This is a genomic window from Tardiphaga sp. P4_G1, from assembly GCF_056401215.1.
In genome coordinates this window covers 41,672-64,742 of record NZ_JBFUJU010000018.1, presented here as the reverse complement: position 1 = coordinate 64,742, position 23,071 = coordinate 41,672, and the positions used below count along the sequence as shown (strand labels likewise).

The following is a 23,071-nucleotide window of genomic DNA, read 5'->3' as shown; positions in this document are numbered from 1 at the left end:
CGGAAGTCATCCAGCATGGACACGCTAGTTCCCGCCGGTTAGACGCTTCGCGCGATCCGGCGCGATTTCAGATCGCCGAGAAGCCGCCGTCGACAGACAACTCCAGCCCATTCACGAAGCTTGAATCGTCTGACGCAAGAAACAGTGCGACCGCCGCAATTTCCTCAGGGCGACCCATCGTTCCCCGCGGGATCAGGGATTCGAACATCTGCTTCGCCTCTGGGGTGAGAACCTGGTCCTGCATCGGTGTGGCGATCGGTCCCGGGTGCAGCACGTTCACCCGGATATTCCTGCTCTTGAGTTCGTTGAGCCATCCGCGTGCGAATGCGTGCAGCGTCGCCTTGCTCGCCGCATACACGCTGTAACCGGGAAAACCTTTCAGCGACGCGACCGACCCGGTCATGAAGATCGATCCGCCATCGTTGAACAGCGGCAACGCCTTCTGCACGGTGAACAGCGTGCCGCGCGTATTCAAGCCGAAGGTCGCATCGAAATGCTGCTCGGTGATCTCGCCCAATGGCACGGCTTCGCCCGTGCCGGCGCTCGCGTACAGGATATCGATGTTACCCTTGACCCGCTTGACCGTATCGAACAGGCGGTCGAGGTCGTCGAGATTGGCCGCGTCGCCGCGTACGCCGGTCACATTCCGGCCAATCAGCTTGACGGCCTCATCGAGCGTCTCCTGCCTCCGGCCCGTGATGAACACATAGGCGCCTTCTTCGACGAACAGCTTGGCGCTCGCGAGCGCCATGCCGCTCGATCCACCCGTGATGACTGCAACCTTACCGTCTAGCTTTCCCATAACTTCTCCTGTCGTGGTGTCGGGACTGCCCCCGAGAACCTGGAGATGGGTCTGCCGGCGTCAGGCGTTGAGTGCGGAAGCGCGCACATCGGTGGTGCGAAATCGATCCGGCTGGACGACTAACGCTAGCCGCGGCGATCGGTGTCCGCCGGTCGGAATTGGACGGCGCTCGTCGCCGTAGGCTATGATGACAGCCCATATTGTTGCACCATGTTTGGATACGGGCTTGGAAGGCGCGCCGCGCGGTGCGAGATTGCACCATGATCGACTGGGATGACGTTCGCTACTTTCTTGCCGTCGCGCGCGGAGGCTCGGTGCGGGCTGCCGCCGAGCGCCTCGGTGTGAACCACGCGACCGTGCTGCGACGTATCGCCCAGCTCGAGGAACGCCTCGGGGTTCAGATGTTTGAAAAACTGCCTTCCGGCTACCGCCTGACGGCTGCGGGCGAGGAGGTCCTCGAATTCGCGGACCAGATGGAAGCGTCGTCGCATCAGCTGGAGACGCGCGTCTTCGGCCGCGACCAGAGCGTGCGCGGGCGTCTGCGGGTGACGCTGGCGCCACCCCTCGCGACACATCTGCTGATGCCGGACTTCGCCGATTTCGCGCGTCTGCATCCGGACATCGAGATGGACATCCTGTCGTTCGGCGAGCTGGCAAATCTGACCAACCGGGAGGCCGACGTGGCGATCCGCGTCGTCTACGACCGCAAAACCCTGCCGCTCAATCTTCACGGCCAGAAGGGACCGGAGCTGTTCGGAGGCGTCTACATGTCCCGCGATCGACTCGCCGCTTGGCGCGCGGGCGCACCTGATCCCATCCGGTGGATCGTCATCAGCGTTCATGGAATTCCGGATTGGGCGACTGAGGGTGACGTTCGCGCCACGGGGGTTCCGTTCAGGACTACGGACGCCGCAGCGCAGATCGTTGCTGTACGGCAAGGGCTCGGGATCACGACACTGCCGTGCTTCGTTGGCGATGCCGACCCCCTGCTGGTGAGGGTGCCGGGCACCGACCTGCACATGTACGGAACGGTTTGGCTTCTTACACAGGGGGAGACACGCAAGACGAAGCGCGTGCGGCTCTTTACTGAGTTCGTATCCGGCAGGCTCGCCGCCTACGCGCCGCTGCTCGCGGGGCTGTCCGTATCGCACAACTGACGCGGGGCGGGTCGCCGACCACCAATTTGCCAATGGTGGCGGGTCAGACCGACCTTTCGGACGTGTCTTCGGGGAGTTTCTTTGCGACAGGTCGGGTGAGAACCAGCATTTCAGCCCGGCAAGCATGCCTGCCGTCATGTTTTGACCGTTGAACGCTGAATTTAAAGGGCTATTTTTACTGCAATGCAGTATCTTGTCAGTCGGTCGCGATTGACGTACTCGAAGCCGAATTCGCCTTTAGACCGGTTTTAACAATAACGGTTGGTGGCGCTGCGTTTCCAGCGTCAACCACCTCATGACGTTGGGATGACGATGAGCCTCTATTCAGATTACCTCGCTGAAATCGAAAGCAGAAAAGCTCAAGGCCTCGCTCCCAAACCGATCGACGACGGCGCGCTCACCGGCGAAATCATCGCCCTGATCAAGGACACCGGCAGCGAATACCGCGCCGACGCCCTGAAATTCTTTATCTACAACACCCTGCCGGGCACCACGAGCGCCGCAGGCGTCAAGGCCGCGTTCCTGAAGGAGATTATCCTCGGTGAGGCGATCGTCCCGGAAATCACGCCGACCTTCGCGCTGGAACTGCTGTCGCACATGAAGGGCGGCCCCTCGATCGGCGTGCTGCTCGACGTCACGCTCGGCAGTGATACCGGGCTTGCGAAGCAGGCTGGTGAAGTTCTGAAGACCCAGTTCTTCCTCTACGACGCCGACATGTTCCGGCTGCGCGATGCCTTCAAGGCGGGCAATGCCGTCGCCAAGGGCGTGCTCGAGAGCTATGCCAAGGCCGAGTTCTTCACCAAGCTCCCGGACGTCGCAGACGAGATCAAAGTCGTGACCTACGTCGCCGCCGAAGGCGATATCTCGACCGACCTTCTGTCGCCCGGCAACCAGGCGCATTCGCGTTCGGACCGTGAGCTGCACGGCCAGTGCATGATGACGCCGCAGGCGCAGCAGGAAATCGTGGCGCTGCAGAAGCAGCATCCCGATAAGCGCGTGATGATGATCGCCGAAAAGGGCACAATGGGCGTGGGTTCGTCGCGCATGTCCGGTGTGAACAACGTGGCGCTGTGGACCGGCAAGCCGGCCAGCCCCTATGTGCCCTTCGTCAACTTCGCCCCGGTCGTCGCCGGCACCAACGGCATCTCGCCGATTTTTGCGACCACCGTCGACGTCACCGGCGGCATCGGCGTCAATCTCAAGAACTGGGTCAAGAAATTCGACGCGGACGGCAAGCCGATCCTGAACAACGACGGCAACCCGGTCCTCGAACAGAAATTTGCGGTCGATACCGGCACCGTCCTGACGCTCGATGCCAAGGGCAAGAAGCTGCGCGACGAAAACGGCAAGGAACTGGTCGACGTCGCTGCCGCCTTCACGCCGCAGAAGATGGAGTTCATGAAGGCCGGCAGCTCCTATGCCATCGTGTTCGGCAAGAAGCTGCAGACCTTTGCCGCCGAAACGCTCGCCGTCGAGCCGACCCCGGTTTTCGCTCCGAACAAGGAGATTTCGGTCGAAGGCCAGGGCCTGACCGCGGTCGAGAAGATCTTCAACCGCAATGCCGTGGGCGTGCTCGGCGGCAAGGTGCTGCATGCGGGCTCGGACGTGCGCGTCAAGGTCAACATCGTCGGCTCGCAGGACACCACCGGCCTGATGACCGCGCAGGAGCTGGAAGCGATGGCGGCCACCGTCATCTCGCCGATCGTCGACGGCGCCTATCAGTCGGGCTGCCACACGGCATCGGTGTGGGACAAGAAGGCGCAGGTCAACATTCCGAAGCTGATGAGCTTCATGAACAATTTCGGCGTGATCACCGCGCGCGATCCCAAGGGCAGCTATCATGCGATGACCGATGTCATCCACAAGGTGCTGAACGACATCACCGTGGATGACTGGGCGATCATCATCGGCGGCGACAGCCACACCCGCATGTCCAAGGGCGTCGCCTTCGGTGCCGATTCCGGCACCGTGGCGCTGGCGCTGGCGACCGGCGAGGCGACGATGCCGATCCCGCAATCGGTCAAGGTGACCTTCAAGGGCGCGATGCAGCCGCATATGGACTTCCGCGACGTGGTGCATGCGACCCAGGCGCAGATGCTCAAGCAATGCGGCGACAATGTTTTCCAGGGCCGGATCATCGAGGTCCATCTCGGCACGCTGCTCGCCGACCAGGCCTTCACCTTCACCGACTGGACGGCCGAGATGAAGGCCAAGGCCTCGATCTGCATCTCGCAGGACGACACGCTGATCGAGTCGCTGGAGATCGCCAAGTCGCGGATCCAGATCATGATCGACAAGGGCATGGACAATGCCGCGGGCACGCTGAAGGGCCTGATCGCCAAGGCCGATGCGCGCATCGCCGAGATTCGTTCGGGCGAGAAGCCCGCGCTGACGCCGGACGCCAATGCGAAATACTTCGCCGAAGTCGTCGTCGATCTTGATATCATCGACGAGCCGATGATCGCCGATCCCGACGTGAACAATGCCGACGTCTCGCGCCGCTACACCCACGACACGATCCGTCCGATCTCGTATTACGGCGGCACCAAGAAGGTGGACCTCGGCTTCGTGGGCTCGTGCATGGTGCACAAGGGCGACATGAAGATCGTCGCCCAGATGCTCAAGAACATCGAGAAGGCTGAAGGCAAGGTCGCGTTCAACGCGCCGCTGGTCGTCGCCGCCCCAACCTACAACATCATCGACGAGCTGAAGGCCGAAGGGGATTGGGAAATCCTGCAGAAGTATTCCGGCTTCGAATTCGACGATGTGAAGCCGAAGACCGCGAACCGCACCGCCTACGAGAATATCCTGTATCTCGAGCGCCCGGGCTGCAACCTGTGCATGGGCAACCAGGAAAAGGCGGAGAAGGGCGATACCGTTCTGGCAACCTCAACCCGTCTGTTCCAGGGCCGCGTCGTGGAAGACACCGCCGAGAAGAAGGGTGAATCGCTGCTGGCCTCGACCCCGGTCGTGGTGCTGTCGGCGATCCTTGGTCGCACGCCGAGCGCCGAGGAATACAAGGCCGCCGTCGAAGGCATCGACCTGACCAAGTTCGCGCCGCCCAAGATCGGTTCGATGGGGGCGTCCGTCCACTACTAAGGGCGGGTAACGAGGGCTGTTCAAAGATCGGCGTTGGCAGGTGAATGCCTGCCGCGCCGCGGGGCTGGTACGCGAGCGGGCATCAGTCGCGTGGTGTATGACATCACGAGCAAGCCGCCGGGGACGATCGAGTGGGAGTGACGGGGCAAACGGCTGTTCCGAAAACGGCGTCTCTGGCATAACTCCGCAGCAATCTGCATTCCACTTACATGCTGGCCTGAGAGGGTCCCGATGCGTGCCTGCCTTGTCCGTCTGCTGTCTGTTCCTGGTCTCCTTGTTTCAGCTTCCCTTGCCATGGCGCAGAGCATGCCTGCCGACGCGCCGAATGCGCGCGATCATGCCGTGCTCAGCCGCTATGCCGGATCGTGGCTCGTCGCCCAGGATGCGAAGACCTTCGATCAGGCCAGCATTCCCTCCGGAGACACTGATGCCGTCAAGCTTGAGGGACGAGTGACGCGGCTGTTCTATCTCGCGCCCGCCGGCAAGTCGGTGCTCGAAGTGCAGCGCAACTATGAGCAGGCGCTTGAGCGCGCCGGTGCATCGAAGCTGGATGCGTGCGCCGACAACTGCGGTCGGCGGAATTTCAAACCGCTCCGCGACCTGCCTGCCAATCCGCAGCTGGCCAAGGTGTCGCTGGAAGGCTGGACTCCGATCACGCTGTTGCAACAATGGCAGGAGACTGGCAGCGAGCGCTATTGGTACGGAACGTTGAACGCATCCGGCACTACGCTGCATGTGGCGGTCCTATCAGCGAAGCCAGGCACCATCGCGCTTGCCAACAAATACCTCGCGACAGTTGTGGAGATCGTCGAACCGAAGGCGATGGATAGCGGCAAGGTGACTGTGGATGCGGCGGCGCTCGCGAAGGGCCTGCAGGCGGAGGGGAAGGTGGCGCTCTACGGGCTGTTCTTCGACACCGGCAAGGCGACCATCAAGCCCGAGTCCAAACCGCAACTCGACGAAATGGCACGCGTGCTGCAAGCCAATGCCGGTGCGAATGTGTTCATCGTCGGTCACACCGACAATCAGGGTGCGCTGGATGCGAACCTCGCGCTGTCGAAGGCGCGCGCGCAGGCGGTGATCGATGACCTGACTCGCAACTACAAGATCGATGGCAAGCGCTTGTTTGCATCCGGCGTGGCGAACTACGCGCCGCTTGCCAGCAATGCCAATGAAAATGGCCGCGCCCGCAACCGCCGCGTCGAGATGGTGTTGCAGTAGGTCTATGAAGCCGTCTGCCGGAGGTGTTCGTTGGGCGGTACCCATTCCCCGGACCGGCCTGGCAATCCGCAGCCGCTCGCGAGGATAGTCCAGCTTCACCGTCCAGACGGCTGCCACCCGCGAGAAAAATGCCTGCATATGTCGGGAAGTCCGCCCGTCATGCGTCCTCGGGAGACGAAGAGCCGAGAGAGACGATGCGGAAGACTATCGTCGTGGCCCAAGTCACACTGGACAGCGTCATGCATTTGCCGGGAGTTTGCCTATGAACCCCACCATTACCGCCTTTGAACGGTCGCCCGATCGCGGCAGGGGATTGGCCCGGGACATGCGCGTTCGCTGGGCGCTCGAAGAAGTGGATCAGCTCTACGACGTTCGACTTCTTTCGTTCGATGAGATGAAGGGACTTCCGCATCGGGCGCGTCATCCTTTCGGGCAGATTCCGACGTATGAGGAGGGCGATCTTGTCCTGTTCGAGTCAGGAGCGATCGTGTTCCATATCGCAGAGGGCCATGCAGGCCTGCTGCCAGATGATGCGAACGCCCGGGCGCGGGCAGTCACGTGGATGTTTGCCGCACTCAATACGGTCGAGCCGCCGGCCGTCGATCTCCTCATCGTCACGCTCCTGGAACGCGACAAGACCTGGTATGAGCAGCGCCTAGCGATGGTCAAGGACCGCATCCGCGGGCGGCTGGGCGAACTTTCCAAGCACCTTGGCGATGCCGACTGGCTCGACGGTGCGTTCAGTGCCGGTGACCTGCTGATGGTGTCGGTGCTGCTCAGGTTGGGGGCGTCCGGCCTACTGGATGAATATCCCAACCTCTCCGCCTATGTCGCCCGCGGCGAAGCCCGGCCTGCCTACAAGCGTGCTTTCGCCGCTCAATTGGCGGTTTTCACCGCCGCGTCGGGCGACTGATAGGAATCCCTCAGGGCGGCTTTCTAGGACCGCTGCAGCGGCGAGATTACACGCGAAAAACTCGACATCCTGCGCGAGGCGGATGCCGTCTATATCGACCAGATCCGCAAGGCGGGTCTCTACGACACGGTGAAGGCCGTTGGCGTCATGGGCGATGGTCGCACCTATGAATACGTCGTCGGCCTGCGCGCGGTGACCTCCACCGACGGCACGACCGCGGACTTCTACGCCTTCGACATGAAATTCCTCGGCGAGACCGCGACGCGGATCATCAACGAGGTAAAGGACGTTAATCGCGTGGTGTATGACATTACGTCGAAGCGGCCGGGGACGATCGAGTGGGAGTGAGGAACCGGTAGGTAGTGCGTGATCGCGGGCCCAACGTCCCCACCTATGCGTGACTTTGTCGCTGCGTTGCTGCCGCCTAAAGTGATCTCCCTAACATCCGTTCAAGTTCTTGCTCGACCAAAACGATTGGCAGCTGAAAAAAAGCGAAGCGTTCATAGAGTGGAGCCAACAGTTGATGTAGAATCTCCGCTAAATTATCCTGCAATTGCGTCAGTGTTACCTGCGCCTCAAGAATTATTTCATCAGTCTGACTAGTGTCGTCTCCGAAGACGGCGCGGTCACCCGAAATACTAACTAGCGCGCGTCTGTTTAGGCCGGTGAAACGGCATCGGATAGCGATAGCTTCCACGTCACCGTAAGATTCAGCGAAACGCGCAGCAAATAGAATTCCTTCTCCGATTCGCCAGACCGGCAGTGTGACATCAAACGCTTGGCCGGCGGGACGATTGCTGAGTTCGTCCTCAGCATAGCCCCTAATTGTGTAAAGCTGCCCAGCTGGCGATGCGCGCCAGAAGTCACTGTGTGCGGGTGTGCGTGGGTCACGGTTAGCTGCTGACCGTCCCACCCAAGCTTCTACAAAATTGTCATGCGGGTAGGGAGCCCACTCCGGCGTCGTCATATCCAGAAACGGCGTCCATCCCGTCAGCTTAATTCTGCGTGCTAAGCGCAAGCGATCTTGCAGATCAGCAAGGCCATTTGCAGGGGTCGCACCGACCAACGAAAAACCCATCTCATAGAATCCGTGCGGGAAACGCGGTGGTGCATCGGTTGGCTCGTTCGATGTCAGAGCCTGCCAACGTTGATAGGCTTGGTCGCAAAAGACGCGAAGAACTTCTAGAGCTCCGGGAGGCATCTCGTGTTGCTGAACACGTCCCGACACGATTGATCTAATCGCTTCAAGCATGTCGTCGCGACCGGCGCGGACGCAGCGATTGAGCAGAGTACGCCATTCTTCTGGCGTTTGAGGTTCTTCGCTACGTGGTCCGGGTTTGCGGATATAACATCGAGCTTGATGAAGAACCCCTTGGCAGTCGCGCTTGCTCATGACTGGTTCGGTTAAGGTCCCAGGCAGTGAGATTACCGGATGAATCGCTCCCGAGAGCGGATGCGGAACAGCATAGACCTCAGCGTGAAATTCCGGAGTGGCATAGCGCCTGATCGCTGCGTTGACTGCGTCCTGAGTTATCTCGGGAATCTCCGCAGGACGCACTCTGGAAACGAGGCCGACGGGTTCGTCTGCCATCCCCAACATGATGAATCCCCCACCATGATTGACCAGCGCTATTGCGGCTTTTGCTAGGATCGCTCTGTGTTCGTTCGCTGTTAGATCAAGCCAGTCTTTGTACTCAACGCTTAAATCTTCGCGCGGTTCGGTGATTAGCGGCTCAAGATCTTTAATTGGCACCATGTGTGTTGCCGTTCCTTGTCATTTGCGCCCGCTGCGTCGCAGAACCGGTTAATTGAGGGCCCAGAATATCGGGTCAGACGGGACGCGCAATGGTTGAGTAGTTCGTGTTACTCGTCGGAGTCCTGGACATCTACCAGATCGCTGGCGTTCGGCCAGTCGGGTGCAATACGCTTCGCCATTGTGTGCTACGTCCGCGCCTTCGCTTCAATGCACCCCCGCTCAAACGCGGGATGTGCGTCATTCTCCGCGATGTTACGACTGGCTCACCATCCTCCCGGAGAGCCTTCATGTCCGACGCACCTGCACCGAGCCAAGCCCCCACCGCCGCCGAGACCGATCCGAACACGCTCGGCTGGATGAAGGGCTTTCCGCCTGCGCAGGACAAGACCATCCAATTTCACGATGGCTCGTTCCGCAACTTTCCCGAGCTGCGCTGGGCCTGGAGCAATGTCCGCCAGCTGGTGCCGACGGTGAATGTCTGGCGCGGCGCGGGGCCGGCATCGGCGCTGCCGCGCGCGGAGCGTGATATCGGCGGGTCGCAATCGACGACCATGGATGGTCGGCCGATGACCTTTGCCCGCATGTTCGATGAAACCTATGCCGACGGCATTGCCGTTCTGCACAAGGGCAAACTCATTTACGAGCGCTATGCCGGCGCGCTGAAGCCGCACAAGCCGCATATCGCGATGTCGGTGACCAAGTCGTTCACCGGCACGCTGGCGGGCATTCTGGTGGCGGAAGGCAAGATCGATCCGCAGGCGCCGGTGACCGATTATGTGCCGGAGTTGAAGGCCACCGCCTTCGGCGATGCTGATGTGCATGAAGTCATGGATATGACCACGGGGCTGAAATATACCGAGGTCTATACCGACAAGAATTCCGATGTGTGGGGGCTGCGGCGCGCCAATGGCATGGCGCCGATCCCTCCGGATTACGAAGGCGCGAGCGACATCTTCGCCTTTCTCTGCACGCAGCAGAAGCAGGGCGAGCATGGCAAGGTCTTCGCCTACAAGACCGTCAACACCGACGTGCTGGCCTGGATCGTCCGCCGTGCCAGCGGCATGACGCTGTCCGATCTGTTGTCGGAGCGCATCTGGGCGCCGATGGGGGCGGAGGAGGACGCGCATTATCACGTCGACCGCATCGGCACTGAGAGCGGTGGCGGCGGACTGTCGACGACGCTGCGCGATCTCGCGCGCTTCGGCGAGGTGATGCGCAATCACGGGCGCTTCAATGGCCGCCAGATCGTGCCTAGCGCAGTGGTCGAGGACATCGAACGCGGCGCCGATCCCGCAAAATTCAAGCCGGCCGGCTACGCCACGCTGCCGGGCGCGTCGTATCGCAACCAGTGGTGGGTGACCCATAATGAACACGGCGCCTATATGGCGCGCGGCGTCTACGGGCAGGGGCTCTATATCGATCCGAAGGCCGAGATGGTGATCGCGCGCTATGCGTCGCATCCGGTCGCCGGCAATGCCGCCAACGATCCGGTGACGCTGCCGGCCTATATGGCGCTGGCGAAGGAACTGATGGCGGGCTGACCATCAGGGTTCGTGGAACCCGAGGGAACCCGGTCGGGAACCTTGGGGCAGGTTGGGCGTATGCTTGGCGGCCGACATCTTCCGTCGGCGCCAGGCGGACCCCTCAAGAATGATAAAACCCTTGTCCATCGCTCCGTGGCTGCGCTGCTGGTGTGCGGCGCTGTTGATGTCATGCACCGTCGTCGCAACGACGCCTCTGCATGCGCAGGAGCGGGCGTCTGGCGCCCGGGCCGCGCGCAGCAATCCGGCTGTCGCCACTGACGGCGCGACGCTGATTCATGGCAATTACTGCGGTGCCGGCAACCGGCCGGGCAAACCGCCCATCGATGCCCTCGATCTCGCCTGCATGAATCACGATGCCTGCACACCGGCGAGCGGCATTCCTAACTGCGACTGCAACGCCAGGCTTCGCGACGAAGCGACCGCCGTGGCAGGGGACCCCCGACAAGCGCCGGAGCTCCAGAGTCTAGCGGCATTGACCTCAGCGGCCGCGGCAGTGATGCTCTGCAAGCCGATGATCGATGCCGCGGTGCCGCCGGTGGTTGCTCCTGTCCCTGTGGCTCGGGACGCTCCTGCAGCAGGCGCGCCAGTGGCAATTACGCCGGCTCCCGTTGCTGGAGCACCGGTGTCGATTGTCCCTGATAGTGTCGCGCCCGTGGCTGCCGCTCCCGTAACGGACGTAACTGAAACCCCGCTGCCTGTCGCGCCAGTCACTGACGCTCCCGCGCCTGCTGTACCCGTGCCCAGGTCGACCGCGTTGCCCTGAACAGGCAGAGTCTTGATCGCCTCTTGCGCGCTGCGATCTTTCCAGGGCAATCATGAGTGCGAGTCCAGATGCGCCGACAGCGCGGCTCATGGCAGAGGGAAGCGCGCATGAAGTTACTTGTCGCACGAGTCATCACGCTCGCATTCCTGCTAGGGCCTTTGGCGCTTGGCTCCGCAGCGCTGGCGGCGGATCCCATCCGTGTCGGCGCGGTGCTACCGTTTTCCGGCGGTGTCGAACTTTATGGTGAGCAAGCAAAACTCGGGCTCGATCTCGCTGCCAGGGAGATCAACGCGGCGGGTGGCATTCTCGGCAGGCCGCTTGAGGTCATCTATGTCGATGACAAGACCCGGCCGGCCTCCGCCGAGAGCGCGATGCGGTCGGTGATCGACAGCGGCGTCGTGGCGGTTATCGGCCCTGTCACCTCGGCCAACTTCAATGCGATCAGGCCGCTTGCCGAGAGCACGAAGACGCCGCTGCTCTACGCCACCAATTTCGAAGGCGGCACATGCAGCCGCTACATCTTCTCGTTCAGCACGGTGCCGAATCAGGATCTCGGCCAGTTGCTGCCCTATGTGAACGAGGCTGTCGGCAACACCTACTTCCTGCTCGGCGCCGATCGCGTCTGGCCGCACCAGATGTTCGATATTGCCAAGCCGTTGATCGAGAAGCTCGGCGGCAAAATCGTCGGCACGCAATATACGCAGGGGACCGAGATGGACTTCACGCCGCTGATCAAGCAGGTGGCGGCGGCCAAACCAAAGGTGCTGCTGTTCGCGCTGAAGGGTGACGGCATAGATTTCATCCGGCAGGCCGACGATCAGGGATTGTTCAAGGACACGACGGTTGCGTTCCTGGGACTGTCCGAGATCGATCTCGGCATTTTCAAGGGCAAGGGTCAAAACATGATCACCGTCGTGCCGTCGCTGGCGACCAGCGACGCGCCGGAGATGAAGGCGTTCGTCGCCAGGGTGCGGGCCTCAGCCGGCAATGACGTGCTGGTGTCGAACTATGTCATGACCCACTACAACACGCTGATCGCGCTCAAGGCTGCGATCGAGAAGGCAGGCCGTGTCGACAAGGAAGCGATCGTGGATGCACTGGCAGGGCTCACCATCCCGTCGCCGACTGGAACGGTCACCATCGATGCGAACCACTATGCGACCATGAGCATGTTCATCGCCAAGACGCAGGGGCAGGAGCTCGTCTCCGTCCGCGGACTGGGCGAGATCGCGCCGCAGCCCGGTTGCACCATGGCCGGTCGCTGATCGCATGGGTGTGACGGCAACGGACTGGCGCGCGCTGCAGGAGATTGCTTAAGTTCGCCGCAATGCAATTGGGAATAAGTGGAGACGACAACAGATGGCAAAGGTGCGCTGTATCACCGAGATGGGCATGGGCGTCGACGTCCACGGCCGCGACGCCACCAAGGCTGCGAAGCGCGCGGTCTCCGATGCAATCCGCCATTCCAGCGTTGGCTTCTTCCGGATGGTCGGCAAGACGCCGCATGACATGTTTGTCGATGTGACCGTCGCGGTGCCGAATCCGGACGACGTCGACACGGCGGCGGTCGCAAAGGAATTGCCCTACGGCACTGTGACCGTGACCGCGGTCAAAGGCGGCCTCGACATCCCGGCCGAGAGCGGCGGCGACGGCATTCTCATTGCAAATGCGGCGGTGCTGGTGAGCCTTGACGACGGCAAGTAGAGGCGACGATCGTGCTTCCGCTATCCCGAAAAACTCCCTCCCATCCATTTCACGCTTGACCAACCCATAACTCATTGGTTATTGATCTAATCGATAACTGATGGGTTATGGATGGCGATGCCGACCACCTTCGATGTGCTCTTCAAGACACTCGCCGATCCCACCCGGCGCGCGATCTTCGAACGGCTCTGCCGTGACGGGGAGCAGACCGTCGCGGCACTGACCGCGCAAGCCGGGGTTTCGCAGCCGGCGGTCTCCAAACATCTCGGCGTGCTGAAGCAGGCGGGGCTGGTGCTCGATCGTCAGAGCGGCCGTCAGACACATTATCGATCGCAACCGGCGGCCCTGGCGCCGCTGCTCGACTGGACCAGTCAGATGGCTGGGTTCTGGGAGAGCCGGTTCGACGATCTCGAACAACTGCTGAAGAGGATGGACAATTGACCAATACTGCAGCCGAAACACGTTCTGTCGTCGTCGAGCGGGAATTTGGCCATGCGCCGGAAAAGCTCTGGCGCGCGCTGACCCAGCCGCATCTGATCGCCGAGTGGCTGATGAAAAACGATTTCCAGCCCGTCCTCGGGCATCGTTTTGATCTGAGCGCAAACTGGGGCGTGGTCGCTTGCCGGGTCACGGAAGTCGAGCCGAACCAAAAGCTCGCTTACACGTGGGAGGCCCTGGGTCTCGAGAGTGTCGTGACCTGGACCCTTACGCCTTCCAGCAACGGGACACTGCTGCGGATGGAGCAGGTCGGCTTCCGGCCGGATCAGGAGCAGGCCTATCAGGGCGCCAAGTTCGGATGGCCGCGATTCCTGGCGTCGATGGAGCAGCTTCTGTCGCGACTGGACTGAATTCGGCCGACACAGAATCTCACGCCACTTCCGCATTGCACTGAGGGTCGCTCAACATGAGCCTATGGATCAGATACGCACACCGCTGGCTGTCGCTGGCCTTTACCGGGACGGTCATCGCCAATTTCGCTGTCCGCGGATTTGGCGAGCCGCCAGCCTGGGTGACCTTCTCGCCGTTGCCACCGCTGTTTCTGTTGATGTTCAGCGGTCTCTATATGTTCGTGCTGCCCTATACCGCAAAGTGGCGTAGAGCAACGCCGGACAGTCGACGAATGAACGCGTGAATTGGAATGCGCATGGATATTTTTGATCGTCTCAAATCAGCTGCGGCCGATGACTGGTCCAGCTATGTCGATCATAGTTTCGTCCGCCAACTCGGCGCCGGCACGCTGCCTGAGCCCGCGTTTCGCACCTATCTGGTGCAAGACTATCTGTTCCTGATTCAGTTCGCGCGCGCCTATGCGCTGGCGACGTACAAGAGCCGCTCGCTTGACGACATGAAGGCGGCCCAAGGCGGACTTGCGTCCATCCTCGGCGAGATGGAGCTTCACGTAAAACTGTGCGGAAGGTGGGGATTGTCGCCGGCCGATATCGAGGCTGCGCCCGAGTTGCAGGCGACGGTGGCCTATACGCGCTTCGTACTGGATTGCGGCGCTGCCGGGGATCTGCTCGATCTGCATGTGGCGCTGGCGCCCTGCGTGATCGGTTATGCCGAGATAGGCAGGAAGCTTGCGCCTGACGGTGCCGACGCGCTCGGAGATCATCCGTATCGCGAATGGATCGGCGAATATGCCGGCGACGCCTATCAGGATATCGCGATGAAAGCACGCCGCCATCTCGACGATCTCGCCGCGCGTGCGATGACCGAGCGGCGCTTTACGGAGCTCGCAAAACTGTTCGGTCAGGCGTCGCGCTTGGAAGCCGATTTCTGGCAGATGGGGCTGGACGCGCGCTAGTGCGACGCGCAGCGGTCAGGACAGAGCATGGCACCCGTCAAAGTCGATCCCGCGAATGTGCGCGAGTTCAAGAGCGCCGACGCCTTCTATAAATGGCTCGGCAAGAACCACGACAAGGCCGGTGAGGTCTGGATCAAGATTCACAAGCTGAAATCTGGTCTCGCCTCGATCACACCGAAAGAGGCGATCGATGTCGTGTTGTGCTGGGGTTGGATCGACGGTATCCGCAAGGGGCTGGACGAGACCAGCTTTCTGCAACGCTATTCGCCGCGCGGCAAAAAGAGCGTGTGGAGCAAGATCAATGTCGACAATGTTGCGCGCCTCGTCGCAGAGGAGCGCATGACCGAGCACGGCCTTGTCCATGTCGAGGCGGCGAAGGCCGATGGCCGCTGGGATCGCGCCTATGGCAGCGGCAAGGACATGGCGATCCCCGCCGATCTGCAGGAAGCGATCGATGCCGAACCGAAAGCCCGTGCGATGCTGGCCAAGCTCAGCGCCCAGAACCGCTTCTCACTGGCATTTCGGGTGCACAACATGAAGACCGAAGCCGGCCGCAAGAAGCGGATTGCGGCCTTCGTCGAGATGCTCAAGAAGGGCGAGACGATCTATCCGCAAACCAGAAAGTGAAGTGGCGTCACTCGTTGCTTTTCACTTCCGCTTCGGCCGCCTGATCGCGCGTACCTTGCCGCTGGCTCCGCCGCCGGCGAAGAACTGATCGGCACCATCTGACTCGAGGCCGGAGACGCCGCTGCCTGCCGGCAGTGCGAGCTTCTCAAGCGCTTCGCCGGTTTGCGGATCGATGCGCCTGATGTCGCTCTCGTCGTTTTCCCAGGTGCCGTGCCAGAGTTCGCCGTCGACCCAGGTGACGCCGGTGACGAAGCGGTTGCTCTCGATGGTGCGCAGAATCTTTCCAGTGTCGGGATCGATCTGGTGAATCTTGCGCTCGCGATATTGTCCCACCCACAGCGTGCCTTCGGCCCAGGCCATGCCGGAGTCGGCACCGCCGCCGGGCGCAGGGATGGTATTCAGCACGCGGCCGGTCGCCGGATCGATCTTCTGGATTCGGTCCTCGGCGATCTGGAACAGATGCTTGCCGTCGAATGCCGTGCCGGCATGAGCGGCGACGTCGATGGAGCGCACCGTCTTGCCGCTTGCGGGATCGAGTGCGTGGAGTTTGTCGCCGGATGCGAACCAGACCTGCGTGCCGTCATAGGTGACGCCGTGCACGCCGTCGACACCCTCGAAGGGGCCATATTCGCGGATGATTTCGGCTGCTGAGTTGGTCATGTAACTCTCCCTGATGATGTGACGATGACCCTAGTGATCCGGCAGCGGCGGCGGGAGTAACAACATCGTCGCGAGTCCTGGCAGGGATGGCGACGTCCAGCGGCGTGCTCGACCGCGACCGAGCGGCTGCACCTTATTCTCCACCGCCAGTTCGTCGAGTGCCCGCTGAACGCTGCGCTGGCTGGTGCCGAGCGCCAGCGCCAATGCAGAGCTCGACCAGGCTTCTCCATCGGCAAGAAGTGCGAGCACTGCGGCGTGTTCTTCCTCGACGGGCCGCGCCAGCACGACGACGTCGCGGGCGCGGCGCAGTACCAGCGCAAAACCGGGCTTGGTCGCGTTCACCTCGGCCAGCGGCGCAAGCAGTTTGCGCAGTCGTCCCATCTCGACGCGGAGCCGCGCGCGATGGGAGTCATCGGCATGTCTGGCGCGGAATGCGCGCGCCAGCAGCGTTTCGCGCGAAACATCCGCAGGCCATGCTTCGCTGAGTGCGCGGGCGAGGGCGAACAGGACGGGCCGGGTCGCCAGCGACAGCTCTGTTTTCTGACAGCGGATGACATGCCGGCACGCATCGATGACGATGGCTTTCGAATTCTGCAGCGCCTCGACATCGTCGAGCAGCAACACGCGTTGGCCGCCGCGTGCGATCAGACGCGCAGCGGGAGCATCGAGAAGTCGGGACGCCATGTCGACCTCGGCAGTGAGTGCCGGGATTGCAGCGAGCTTGGCGGCGCGCTGCGCGTCGGCAAGGGCGGCGCGGGACTTTTTCGCCTGCAGGCGGCGCATCGCGATGCCGGCGACGACCAGCGCATGAGCTGTACGCAAGGCGGGCGGCAGAGGCGCGGGATCGAGCGCGCCGAGCTTTCGCTCGGCTTCGTCAAGACGCCCGATGAGCAGAAGGCGCCTGACGTCGAGATAGCCGCCATAGGCCGCATTCACATGGTCGCCATGGGCGGCGAGTGCGAGCCGCGCGGCGTCGAGCGCCTTGCTGGGCCAGTTCAGATCGCGCGAGACGAGGGCGATCTCGGCCTCGGCGACGATACACCGCGCACGCGCCACGGGTTCCTTCGCACCGAAGGCGCGCGCGGCCCGTTTCACGAGCTCCTTCGCGCGTGCGAAATCGCCGAGCTGCGCCATTGCGATGCCGCGCAGCGCGAGTGCCGGCGCGTCATCACGCAACGCAACACGCTTCAACGCACCCAGCGGATCACCCGCCGCGAGCGCATGACCTGCGGCGGTGATCMGGGAGTCCATTCAAATCCCGCCACACTTGTCACTCCCACCCGCCCATTGCCGGATCCTAATCTACCTCACGACGATCAACCGGCAAGTCGTGTCGGCAGCGCATGACGATGGACGAAAGTGGAGAGAAGACCATGACGGCACCGATGAAAACACCACCGATTGTGTCACCGCAGGCATGGGAGGCGGCGCGAACGGACATGCTCGTGAAGGAGAAGGCTGTCATGCGGGCGCGCGACGCGCTCGCTGCCGAGCGCCGGCGGATGCCATGGATGGAAGTGAAGAAGACCTATGCATTCGAGGGGCCTGATGGAACGGCAAGCCTGCGCGACCTGTTCGACGGTCGCCGCCAGTTGATCGTCTACCGCGCTTTCTTTGAGCCCGGTGTGTTCGGTTGGCCCGATCACGCCTGCCGCGGCTGTTCGCTAGGGGCTGATCAGGTTGCCCACCTCGCGCATCTGAATGCCCGCGATACTACGCTCGTCTATGCCTCGCGGGCACCGCAGGCGGATATCGCGCGTTTGAAGGCGCGGATGGGCTGGGAGATGCCCTGGGTCACCATCACAGACAGTTTCGACGCCGACTTCGGTGTCGACGAGTGGCACGGCCACAACGTGTTCTTCCGCGAGGGCGACCGCGTGTTCCGCACCTATTTCATCAACAGTCGCGGCGACGAGGCGATGGGGACCACCTGGAGCTATCTCGACGCGACGCCGCTCGGCCGCCAGGAGGTCTGGGAGGATTCGCCCGAAGGCTATCCGCAGACTCCGACCTACAAATGGTGGAACTGGCACGACAACTATGTCGCTGGCGCTGCACCCGACAAGAAATGGGTCGAGGTCTCGGCCGCCGGAGAGGCCACGTTTCGGAAGACCGATGAGTAGCGCCATCGACGATATCATGGATCGTGCGAAGGCCTATCGCTGGAAAATGGGTGGTCTTGCGCCGGCCGCCGACTGGCTATGCCTTGCGGCCGCACCGGCCTTCGCATTGATGGCGCTGCTGACGGGTGTGCTCGATGGCAGTTCGCCGGACCTGCTCTGTTCGGCGTCGCGCGCATCGCCGTGGAGTGGAATGGCGGTGATGTATACCTTCATGAGCTTGTTCCATACCGTGCCTTGGCTCAGGCTGATATCCGGCCGATGTCGCCAATCGCAGTGGCGGACGTGACGGTCGTCGCGCGCTTCAGGCGCGCGACAACTTCTCGAACCGCTTGATCAGCCGCTCGCGCTTGAGGCGCGACAGGCGCTGGATCCAGAACATGCCGTTGAGCTGGTCGATCTCGTGCTGGTGGCAAACCGCACGCAGGCCGTCGGACTCTTCTGTCTGCGTATTGCCGTCGAGATCCTGATAGCTGATCCGTACGCGGGCGTGGCGCTGGATGTCGTCAGTCACGCCAGGCATCGAAACACTGCCTTCCTGATGCATGATCAGTTCGGGCGAGGCCCATGCGATCTCCGGATTGACGTAGGTGTGGGCGCCATTGACGGGATCGAGATCGAGCACGACCACGCGCAGCAGCACGCCGATATGCGGCGCGGTGATGCCGATGCCGGGAGCGGCATGCATGGTGTCGCGGAGATCGTCGGTGAGCGCGCGCAGCGCATCGTCGAACACTGTGACGGGTGCGGCCGGCTGCGTGAGGCGCAGGTCGGGATAGCGGACGATCGGGCGGATGGTCATTCCGGCAGCCCCGCGGCCTTCAGCGCATCCGCATAGGTCTTCGCCATGGATTCGACGGGGACCGGGATGCGCGCGAAGAACGCAGACACCGTCAGCTCCGGCTCGATGGTGAGCAGTTCCTCGACCACCTGCGCGGCGCGTTCGTGCGCGCCGGTTTTGACGAGCGCCACGGCAAGCGCGCGCAGCGCGACGGCGAAACGCCGATTCTGCAGCAGCGCCTTGTCGGCCCAGTTGATCGCTTCGGGATAGTTCTCGTCGATGATCGCGGCGATGGCCAGCGCACCGGAGACGAACCAGCCGTGTGGATCGAGCGGGTTCAGGCGACGCGCACGGTCGAGCAGAGAGCGGCCGGCCTGCTGCTGGCCGCGCATGGTCTCGATCCATCCAGCCAGTGCGAGTGCAGTGGCGGAGTTTGGATTGATCGCGAGGGAGCGGCTGAACAATTCGATGGCCGCGTCCTTCGCCGTCTGTGGCTCGGCGAGATTCCAGATCGCAAACGCAGCCATCCAGAGGATCTGCGGATCGTTCGGCATCCGCTCAATGGCGCGCTGTGCGAGTGCCAGGCCTTCGCCGCGATGGGTATCGTCCGGGGTGATCCAGCCCTGGAAGTGTCGCTGCGCATGGCAATAGGCCGCTGCTGCCATCGCGGGCGCGTAAGTCGGATCGATGGCCAGAGCCTGACGTAGGCAATCCAGCGCCGCGGTCATGCTTTCGGGCGTGAAATCGTGTTGGTAGCCGGAGGCGCGCAGCAGCAGGTCGTAGGCATCGGGCTTGTTCGGACGGCTGTGCCTGCGCCGTTCGATTTCAGCGATGCGTAGCGTCGGCTCGATGGCGGCGACGGCTTGTTCGGTGATGTGGTCCTGCAGGTCGAATACATCGCTGCGATCGCCGTCGAATTTGTCGGCCCATAGATGCGCACCGGAACGGGCGTCGATCAATTGCGCGATGATGCGCAGCCGCTCGCCGGCACGGCGGACGCTGCCTTCGAGCACGTAGTTGACGCCAAGCGTGCGGCCGACCTCGCGGATGTCGACCGGCTTGGACTTGTAGGTGAAGGACGAGTTGCGCGCGATCACGAACAGCCCGCTGCAGCGCGACAGCGCCGTGATGATCTCCTCGGCGATACCATCGCCGAAATAATCCTGCTCGGGGTCGACGCTCATATTGGTGAAGGGCAGCACCGCGATCGACAGACCTGCGGGATCGGCGGTAGCGGGCAGGAGTGCAGTTGCGGGCGTTGTCACCACGGGCGGAGAGGGGCTGTCGGTCTGTTCGATGACCTCGCCGACGAAGCGAAACCCCTTCCGCGGTAAAGTGCGGATCAGCCGCTGCTGCTCGCCATTGTCGCCGATGGCCGTGCGGGCCGCGTTGACCCGGCTGCTGAGCGTCGCCTCGGACACGATGCGGCCGTGCCAGACTTCGGCCAGCAGATCGTCACGGCTGACGACCTTGTCCCGCGCGCGGATCAGGAATTCCAGCACATCGAACACCTGCGGCTCCACCGCCACCGTGTCCGTGCCCCGCCTTAGCTCCCGCCGGTCAGTGTCGAGGACGAATTCGTCGAACCGGAACAGCAAGATAGGGGGTCCAATACCTGTTGTCGCGCCAAGGCTTTGTGCGCAGGAGCGTCCCCTAGCACACCCCGTCTCAACGATAAATCATGGCCTTCTCAAGAGAAAATCGGAGAAATCTTCAAGCGAGGATGCCGGTACCGCGGCATGGTCCGCACATCGACGGCCTCAACCGTCATTGCCCGGAGGACCTGCACCATGACGAATGACAAGCGCGACACCAGTCACTTCAACCGCCGCAGCCTGCTGGGCGCGGCGCTCATGGGCATCGCCGCGGCTCAGTTCGGCGGCATCGGCTCCGCCGCGGCGCAGGCCGCCAAGGCCGGCAAGCAGCTCCCGGCCATCAAGCGCGGCACGCATACGTCGTTCAAGCCGCTGAAGCAGATCAATGCCGGCGACCTCAGCGTCGCCTATGCCGAGGACGGCCCGGCCAACGGCCCCGTTGTGCTGCTGCTGCACGGCTGGCCCTATGACATCTATAGCTATGTGGATGTCGCGCCGCTGCTGGCCTCCGCCGGCTACCGCGTCATCATCCCGTATCTGCGCGGCTATGGCGGCACGCGCTTCCTGTCCGACGCGACGGTGCGCAATGGCCAGCCGGCGGCGCTCGCCACCGACATCGTCGCGTTCATGGACGCACTGAAGATCGAGAAGGCGGTGGTCGGCGGCTATGACTGGGGCGGCCGCACCGCCGACATTCTGGCTGCGATCTGGCCCGAGCGCGTCAAGGCGCTGGTCGCCGTCAGCGGCTATCTGATCGGCAGCCAGGAGGGCAACCGCATGCCGCTGCCGCCGAAGGCTGAACTGGAATGGTGGTACCAGTTCTACTTTACCACGGAGCGCGGCCGGCTGGGCTACGACAAGTACCGGCACGACTTCGCCAAGCTGATCTGGAAGCTGGCCTCGCCGAAGTGGAATTTCGACGACGCCACCTATGACCGCTCGGCCAAGGCGTTCGAGAATCCCGATCACGTCGCCATTACCATCCATAACTATCGCTGGCGGCTCGAACGCGCCCAGGGCGAGGCGAAATATGATGAGTTGGAGAAGCGGCTGGCGCAGGGGCCGGTAATTTCGGTGCCGACCATTACGATGGAAGGCGACGCCAACGGCGCGCCGCATCCTGACCCCAAGGCCTATGCGAAGAAGTTCTCCGGCAAGTACGAGCATCGCACGGTGAATGGTGGCATCGGTCACAACCTGCCGCAGGAAGCGCCGCGTGAATTCGCCCAGGCCATCATCGACGCCGACGCGATGGCACGCTGAGGGAGATCCGCGATGCGATGGATTCTTGCAGCGAGCCTCGCGGCAGGTGTGGTGTCATCCGTGGTGGTGGCGGCCTTTGCCGCCAACACCGCCAATCCGGTGAATGCGTCGCCGATCTACGGCGTCACGATTCCCGATGGCTACCGCAAATGGGAGCTGATCGCGCCGGCGCAGGAGGCCGAGCCTCTGAATGAGCTGCGCGCGGTGGTCGGCAACGACATCGCGGTCAAGGCCTATCGGGATAGCAAGCTGCCGTTCCCCGATGGCACGGTGCTGGTGAAACTCGCCTGGAAGCACACCCAGTTGCCTGAATTCGAATCCGCCTCGATCCCCGGTGCCGCCACAACGGTTCAGGTGATGGTGAAGGATTCGAAGAAGTATGCCGCGTCAGGCGGCTGGGGGTTCGGCCGCTTCATTAACGGCAAGCCGGTGGATCAGGCACAGCACGAAACCTGCTTTGCGTGTCACGAGGCACGCGTGAAGGAGCGGGATTACGTGTTTACGAAGTGGGCGCCATAAGCGCCCACTTCACGAGACGCCGACCTCGGCCAGAAACGCCGTCAGGAAAGCCTCGGTCCGCGCGTGGCGTTCTTGCGCCATGCGTCGGCCGGTGACGGTGTTGAAGCCTTCCGCGAGCGTCAGCAGTTTCGCTGGCAGATGGTCGATCGCGAAATTGCGATCGTCAAACGCGCGATGGCGCGCAGCGGGATCTTCGGGATCGTACAGAAAGGACTGCATCCGCCCGGCGGTGTAAAAACAGCGCGCGATGCCCACGGCACCGATGGCATCCAACCGGTCGGCATCCTGCAGGATCTTCGCCTCGACCGTCTCTGGCGCGATCTTTGCCGAGAAACTGTGGGCCGCGATGGCATGGGCGATACGGTCCAGGCGATCGCTCGCCCAGCCCAGCGGCGCCAGCAAGGTGACCGCATGTTCGGCGGCGAGGCGCGAGGCATTGGCGCGGAGCGGTGAGCTCTTCTCGACGGCGACGCAGTCGTGCAGTAGCGTCGCTGCCGCCAGGATCTCGGGATCGCCGCCTTCGGCTTGCTGGATGGTGCGGACGTTGGACCAGACGCGCGCCAGATGCGCGACGTCATGCGATCCATCATCGGTCTTGACGTGATGCAGAAGTGAAGAGGCCAGCGTTTCGAACGGAGCGAAGGCGGCAGCGATACCGGTGATCTCAGTCATGGCGTCGTTGTTAGATTGGCCGCCGGGCGTTGCCAAGCGTGTTTTGATGTCATTAGATTCGGATTGCGAAC

The 23,071-nt window shown here is 62.5% G+C and carries 25 protein-coding genes and 1 pseudogene; 19 read left to right on the top strand and 7 right to left on the bottom strand.

All coding sequences use genetic code 11. The features are described from left to right. Positions 1-67 precede the first annotated feature (67 nt). Positions 68-802, bottom strand: coding sequence for an SDR family NAD(P)-dependent oxidoreductase (locus AC1DUY_RS30240; RefSeq protein WP_478119090.1), 735 nt, complete (start codon positions 800-802; stop codon positions 68-70). A gap of 260 nt (positions 803-1,062) precedes the next feature. Here AC1DUY_RS30240 and AC1DUY_RS30235 point away from each other — a divergent pair, with 260 nt between their 5' ends. The 6 genes and pseudogenes from AC1DUY_RS30235 to AC1DUY_RS30210 form a co-directional block, all read left to right on the top strand. Continuing rightward, positions 1,063-1,959, top strand: coding sequence for a LysR family transcriptional regulator (locus tag AC1DUY_RS30235; protein WP_478119088.1), 897 nt, complete (start codon positions 1,063-1,065; stop codon positions 1,957-1,959). A 312-nt stretch (positions 1,960-2,271) separates the two neighbouring features. Further along, positions 2,272-5,058 carry a bifunctional aconitate hydratase 2/2-methylisocitrate dehydratase gene (locus AC1DUY_RS30230; RefSeq protein WP_478119086.1) on the top strand — a complete coding sequence of 929 codons (2,787 nt, stop codon included), beginning with the start codon at positions 2,272-2,274 and terminating at the stop codon, positions 5,056-5,058. Positions 5,059-5,091: 33 nt separating this feature from the next. Next, a complete protein-coding gene (locus AC1DUY_RS30225) occupies positions 5,092-5,199 on the top strand; it encodes a GMP synthase (glutamine-hydrolyzing) (protein WP_478119084.1) in 108 nt (35 codons plus the stop codon). 165 nt (positions 5,200-5,364) lie between these two features. Continuing rightward, positions 5,365-6,279 (top strand): OmpA family protein, encoded by a 915-nt coding sequence (locus tag AC1DUY_RS30220; protein ID WP_478119082.1) that lies wholly within the window; start codon positions 5,365-5,367, stop codon positions 6,277-6,279. A 262-nt stretch (positions 6,280-6,541) separates the two neighbouring features. Then, positions 6,542-7,192 carry a glutathione S-transferase family protein gene (locus AC1DUY_RS30215; RefSeq protein ID WP_478119080.1) on the top strand — a complete coding sequence of 217 codons (651 nt, stop codon included), beginning with the start codon at positions 6,542-6,544 and terminating at the stop codon, positions 7,190-7,192. Between the two features lie 30 nt (positions 7,193-7,222). Next, positions 7,223-7,540, top strand: a pseudogene (locus AC1DUY_RS30210) (GMP synthase (glutamine-hydrolyzing)); the annotation flags it as partial. Between the two features lie 76 nt (positions 7,541-7,616). Here AC1DUY_RS30210 and AC1DUY_RS30205 read toward each other — a convergent pair. After that, entirely contained in the window at positions 7,617-8,948 is a 1,332-nt protein-coding gene (locus tag AC1DUY_RS30205) for an RNA-binding domain-containing protein (RefSeq protein ID WP_478119078.1), read from the bottom strand. Positions 8,949-9,235: 287 nt separating this feature from the next. On the opposite strand from AC1DUY_RS30205, the gene AC1DUY_RS30200 reads away from it, so the two are divergent. The 9 genes from AC1DUY_RS30200 (at position 9,236) to AC1DUY_RS30160 (ending at position 15,390) form a co-directional block, all read left to right on the top strand. Continuing rightward, entirely contained in the window at positions 9,236-10,489 is a 1,254-nt protein-coding gene (locus AC1DUY_RS30200; protein ID WP_478119076.1) for a serine hydrolase domain-containing protein, read from the top strand. A 121-nt stretch (positions 10,490-10,610) separates the two neighbouring features. After that, positions 10,611-11,255: a hypothetical protein gene (locus AC1DUY_RS30195; RefSeq protein WP_478119074.1), complete on the top strand. Its 645-nt coding sequence runs from the start codon at positions 10,611-10,613 to the stop codon at positions 11,253-11,255. Positions 11,256-11,362: 107 nt separating this feature from the next. Continuing rightward, complete coding sequence (locus tag AC1DUY_RS30190; RefSeq protein WP_478119072.1) at positions 11,363-12,520, top strand: substrate-binding protein; 1,158 nt, start codon at positions 11,363-11,365, stop codon at positions 12,518-12,520. Positions 12,521-12,614: 94 nt separating this feature from the next. Beyond that, the gene (locus AC1DUY_RS30185) at positions 12,615-12,959 is read left to right on the top strand and encodes a Lin0512 family protein (RefSeq protein WP_439084913.1); all 345 of its coding nucleotides are present in this window, start codon (positions 12,615-12,617) and stop codon (positions 12,957-12,959) included. 117 nt (positions 12,960-13,076) lie between these two features. Further along, complete coding sequence (locus tag AC1DUY_RS30180) at positions 13,077-13,400, top strand: ArsR/SmtB family transcription factor (protein WP_315842545.1); 324 nt, start codon at positions 13,077-13,079, stop codon at positions 13,398-13,400. Continuing rightward, entirely contained in the window at positions 13,397-13,807 is a 411-nt protein-coding gene (locus tag AC1DUY_RS30175; RefSeq protein ID WP_120292216.1) for an SRPBCC family protein, read from the top strand. Before AC1DUY_RS30180 ends, AC1DUY_RS30175 begins: the two co-directional genes overlap by 4 nt. 56 nt (positions 13,808-13,863) lie before the next feature. After that, positions 13,864-14,091, top strand: a complete 228-nt coding sequence (locus tag AC1DUY_RS30170) for a hypothetical protein (protein WP_478119069.1) — start codon at positions 13,864-13,866, stop codon at positions 14,089-14,091. A 12-nt stretch (positions 14,092-14,103) separates the two neighbouring features. Beyond that, on the top strand, positions 14,104-14,763 hold the full coding sequence (locus tag AC1DUY_RS30165; protein ID WP_199712118.1) for a TenA family protein: 660 nt from the start codon (positions 14,104-14,106) through the stop codon (positions 14,761-14,763). A gap of 27 nt (positions 14,764-14,790) precedes the next feature. After that, the gene (locus tag AC1DUY_RS30160) at positions 14,791-15,390 is read left to right on the top strand and encodes a YdeI/OmpD-associated family protein (RefSeq protein WP_478119067.1); all 600 of its coding nucleotides are present in this window, start codon (positions 14,791-14,793) and stop codon (positions 15,388-15,390) included. A gap of 21 nt (positions 15,391-15,411) precedes the next feature. Here AC1DUY_RS30160 and AC1DUY_RS30155 read toward each other — a convergent pair whose 3' ends face one another. After that, positions 15,412-16,050 carry a Vgb family protein gene (locus AC1DUY_RS30155; RefSeq protein ID WP_093761512.1) on the bottom strand — a complete coding sequence of 213 codons (639 nt, stop codon included), beginning with the start codon at positions 16,048-16,050 and terminating at the stop codon, positions 15,412-15,414. A 30-nt stretch (positions 16,051-16,080) separates the two neighbouring features. Continuing rightward, positions 16,081-17,301: a helix-turn-helix domain-containing protein gene (locus AC1DUY_RS30150; RefSeq protein WP_478119065.1), complete on the bottom strand. Its 1,221-nt coding sequence runs from the start codon at positions 17,299-17,301 to the stop codon at positions 16,081-16,083. Positions 17,302-17,423: 122 nt separating this feature from the next. Between AC1DUY_RS30150 and AC1DUY_RS30145 the strand changes: the two genes are divergently transcribed. Both AC1DUY_RS30145 and AC1DUY_RS30140 read left to right on the top strand, forming a co-directional pair. Next, positions 17,424-18,173 carry a DUF899 domain-containing protein gene (locus tag AC1DUY_RS30145; protein WP_478119063.1) on the top strand — a complete coding sequence of 250 codons (750 nt, stop codon included), beginning with the start codon at positions 17,424-17,426 and terminating at the stop codon, positions 18,171-18,173. Further along, positions 18,166-18,459, top strand: coding sequence for a hypothetical protein (locus tag AC1DUY_RS30140; protein ID WP_478119061.1), 294 nt, complete (start codon positions 18,166-18,168; stop codon positions 18,457-18,459). The genes AC1DUY_RS30145 and AC1DUY_RS30140 overlap by 8 nt, the downstream gene beginning before the upstream one ends. A 15-nt stretch (positions 18,460-18,474) precedes the next feature. On the opposite strand, the gene AC1DUY_RS30135 is transcribed toward AC1DUY_RS30140, so the two are convergent. Continuing rightward, on the bottom strand, positions 18,475-18,972 hold the full coding sequence (locus AC1DUY_RS30135; protein WP_478119059.1) for a peptide deformylase: 498 nt from the start codon (positions 18,970-18,972) through the stop codon (positions 18,475-18,477). Further along, positions 18,969-20,549, bottom strand: a complete 1,581-nt coding sequence (locus AC1DUY_RS30130; protein ID WP_478119057.1) for a winged helix-turn-helix domain-containing tetratricopeptide repeat protein — start codon at positions 20,547-20,549, stop codon at positions 18,969-18,971. The genes AC1DUY_RS30135 and AC1DUY_RS30130 overlap by 4 nt, the downstream gene beginning before the upstream one ends. Positions 20,550-20,804: 255 nt before the next feature. On the opposite strand from AC1DUY_RS30130, the gene AC1DUY_RS30125 reads away from it, so the two are divergent. Together AC1DUY_RS30125 and AC1DUY_RS30120 are read left to right on the top strand one after the other, a co-directional pair. Beyond that, the gene (locus AC1DUY_RS30125) at positions 20,805-21,809 is read left to right on the top strand and encodes an alpha/beta fold hydrolase (protein ID WP_478119129.1); all 1,005 of its coding nucleotides are present in this window, start codon (positions 20,805-20,807) and stop codon (positions 21,807-21,809) included. A gap of 12 nt (positions 21,810-21,821) precedes the next feature. After that, a complete protein-coding gene (locus AC1DUY_RS30120; RefSeq protein WP_478119055.1) occupies positions 21,822-22,328 on the top strand; it encodes a cytochrome P460 family protein in 507 nt (168 codons plus the stop codon). A 9-nt stretch (positions 22,329-22,337) separates the two neighbouring features. Here the strand turns inward: AC1DUY_RS30120 and AC1DUY_RS30115 are convergent, their stop codons facing one another. Continuing rightward, complete coding sequence (locus tag AC1DUY_RS30115) at positions 22,338-23,000, bottom strand: HD domain-containing protein (protein ID WP_478119053.1); 663 nt, start codon at positions 22,998-23,000, stop codon at positions 22,338-22,340. Positions 23,001-23,071 lie beyond the last annotated feature (71 nt).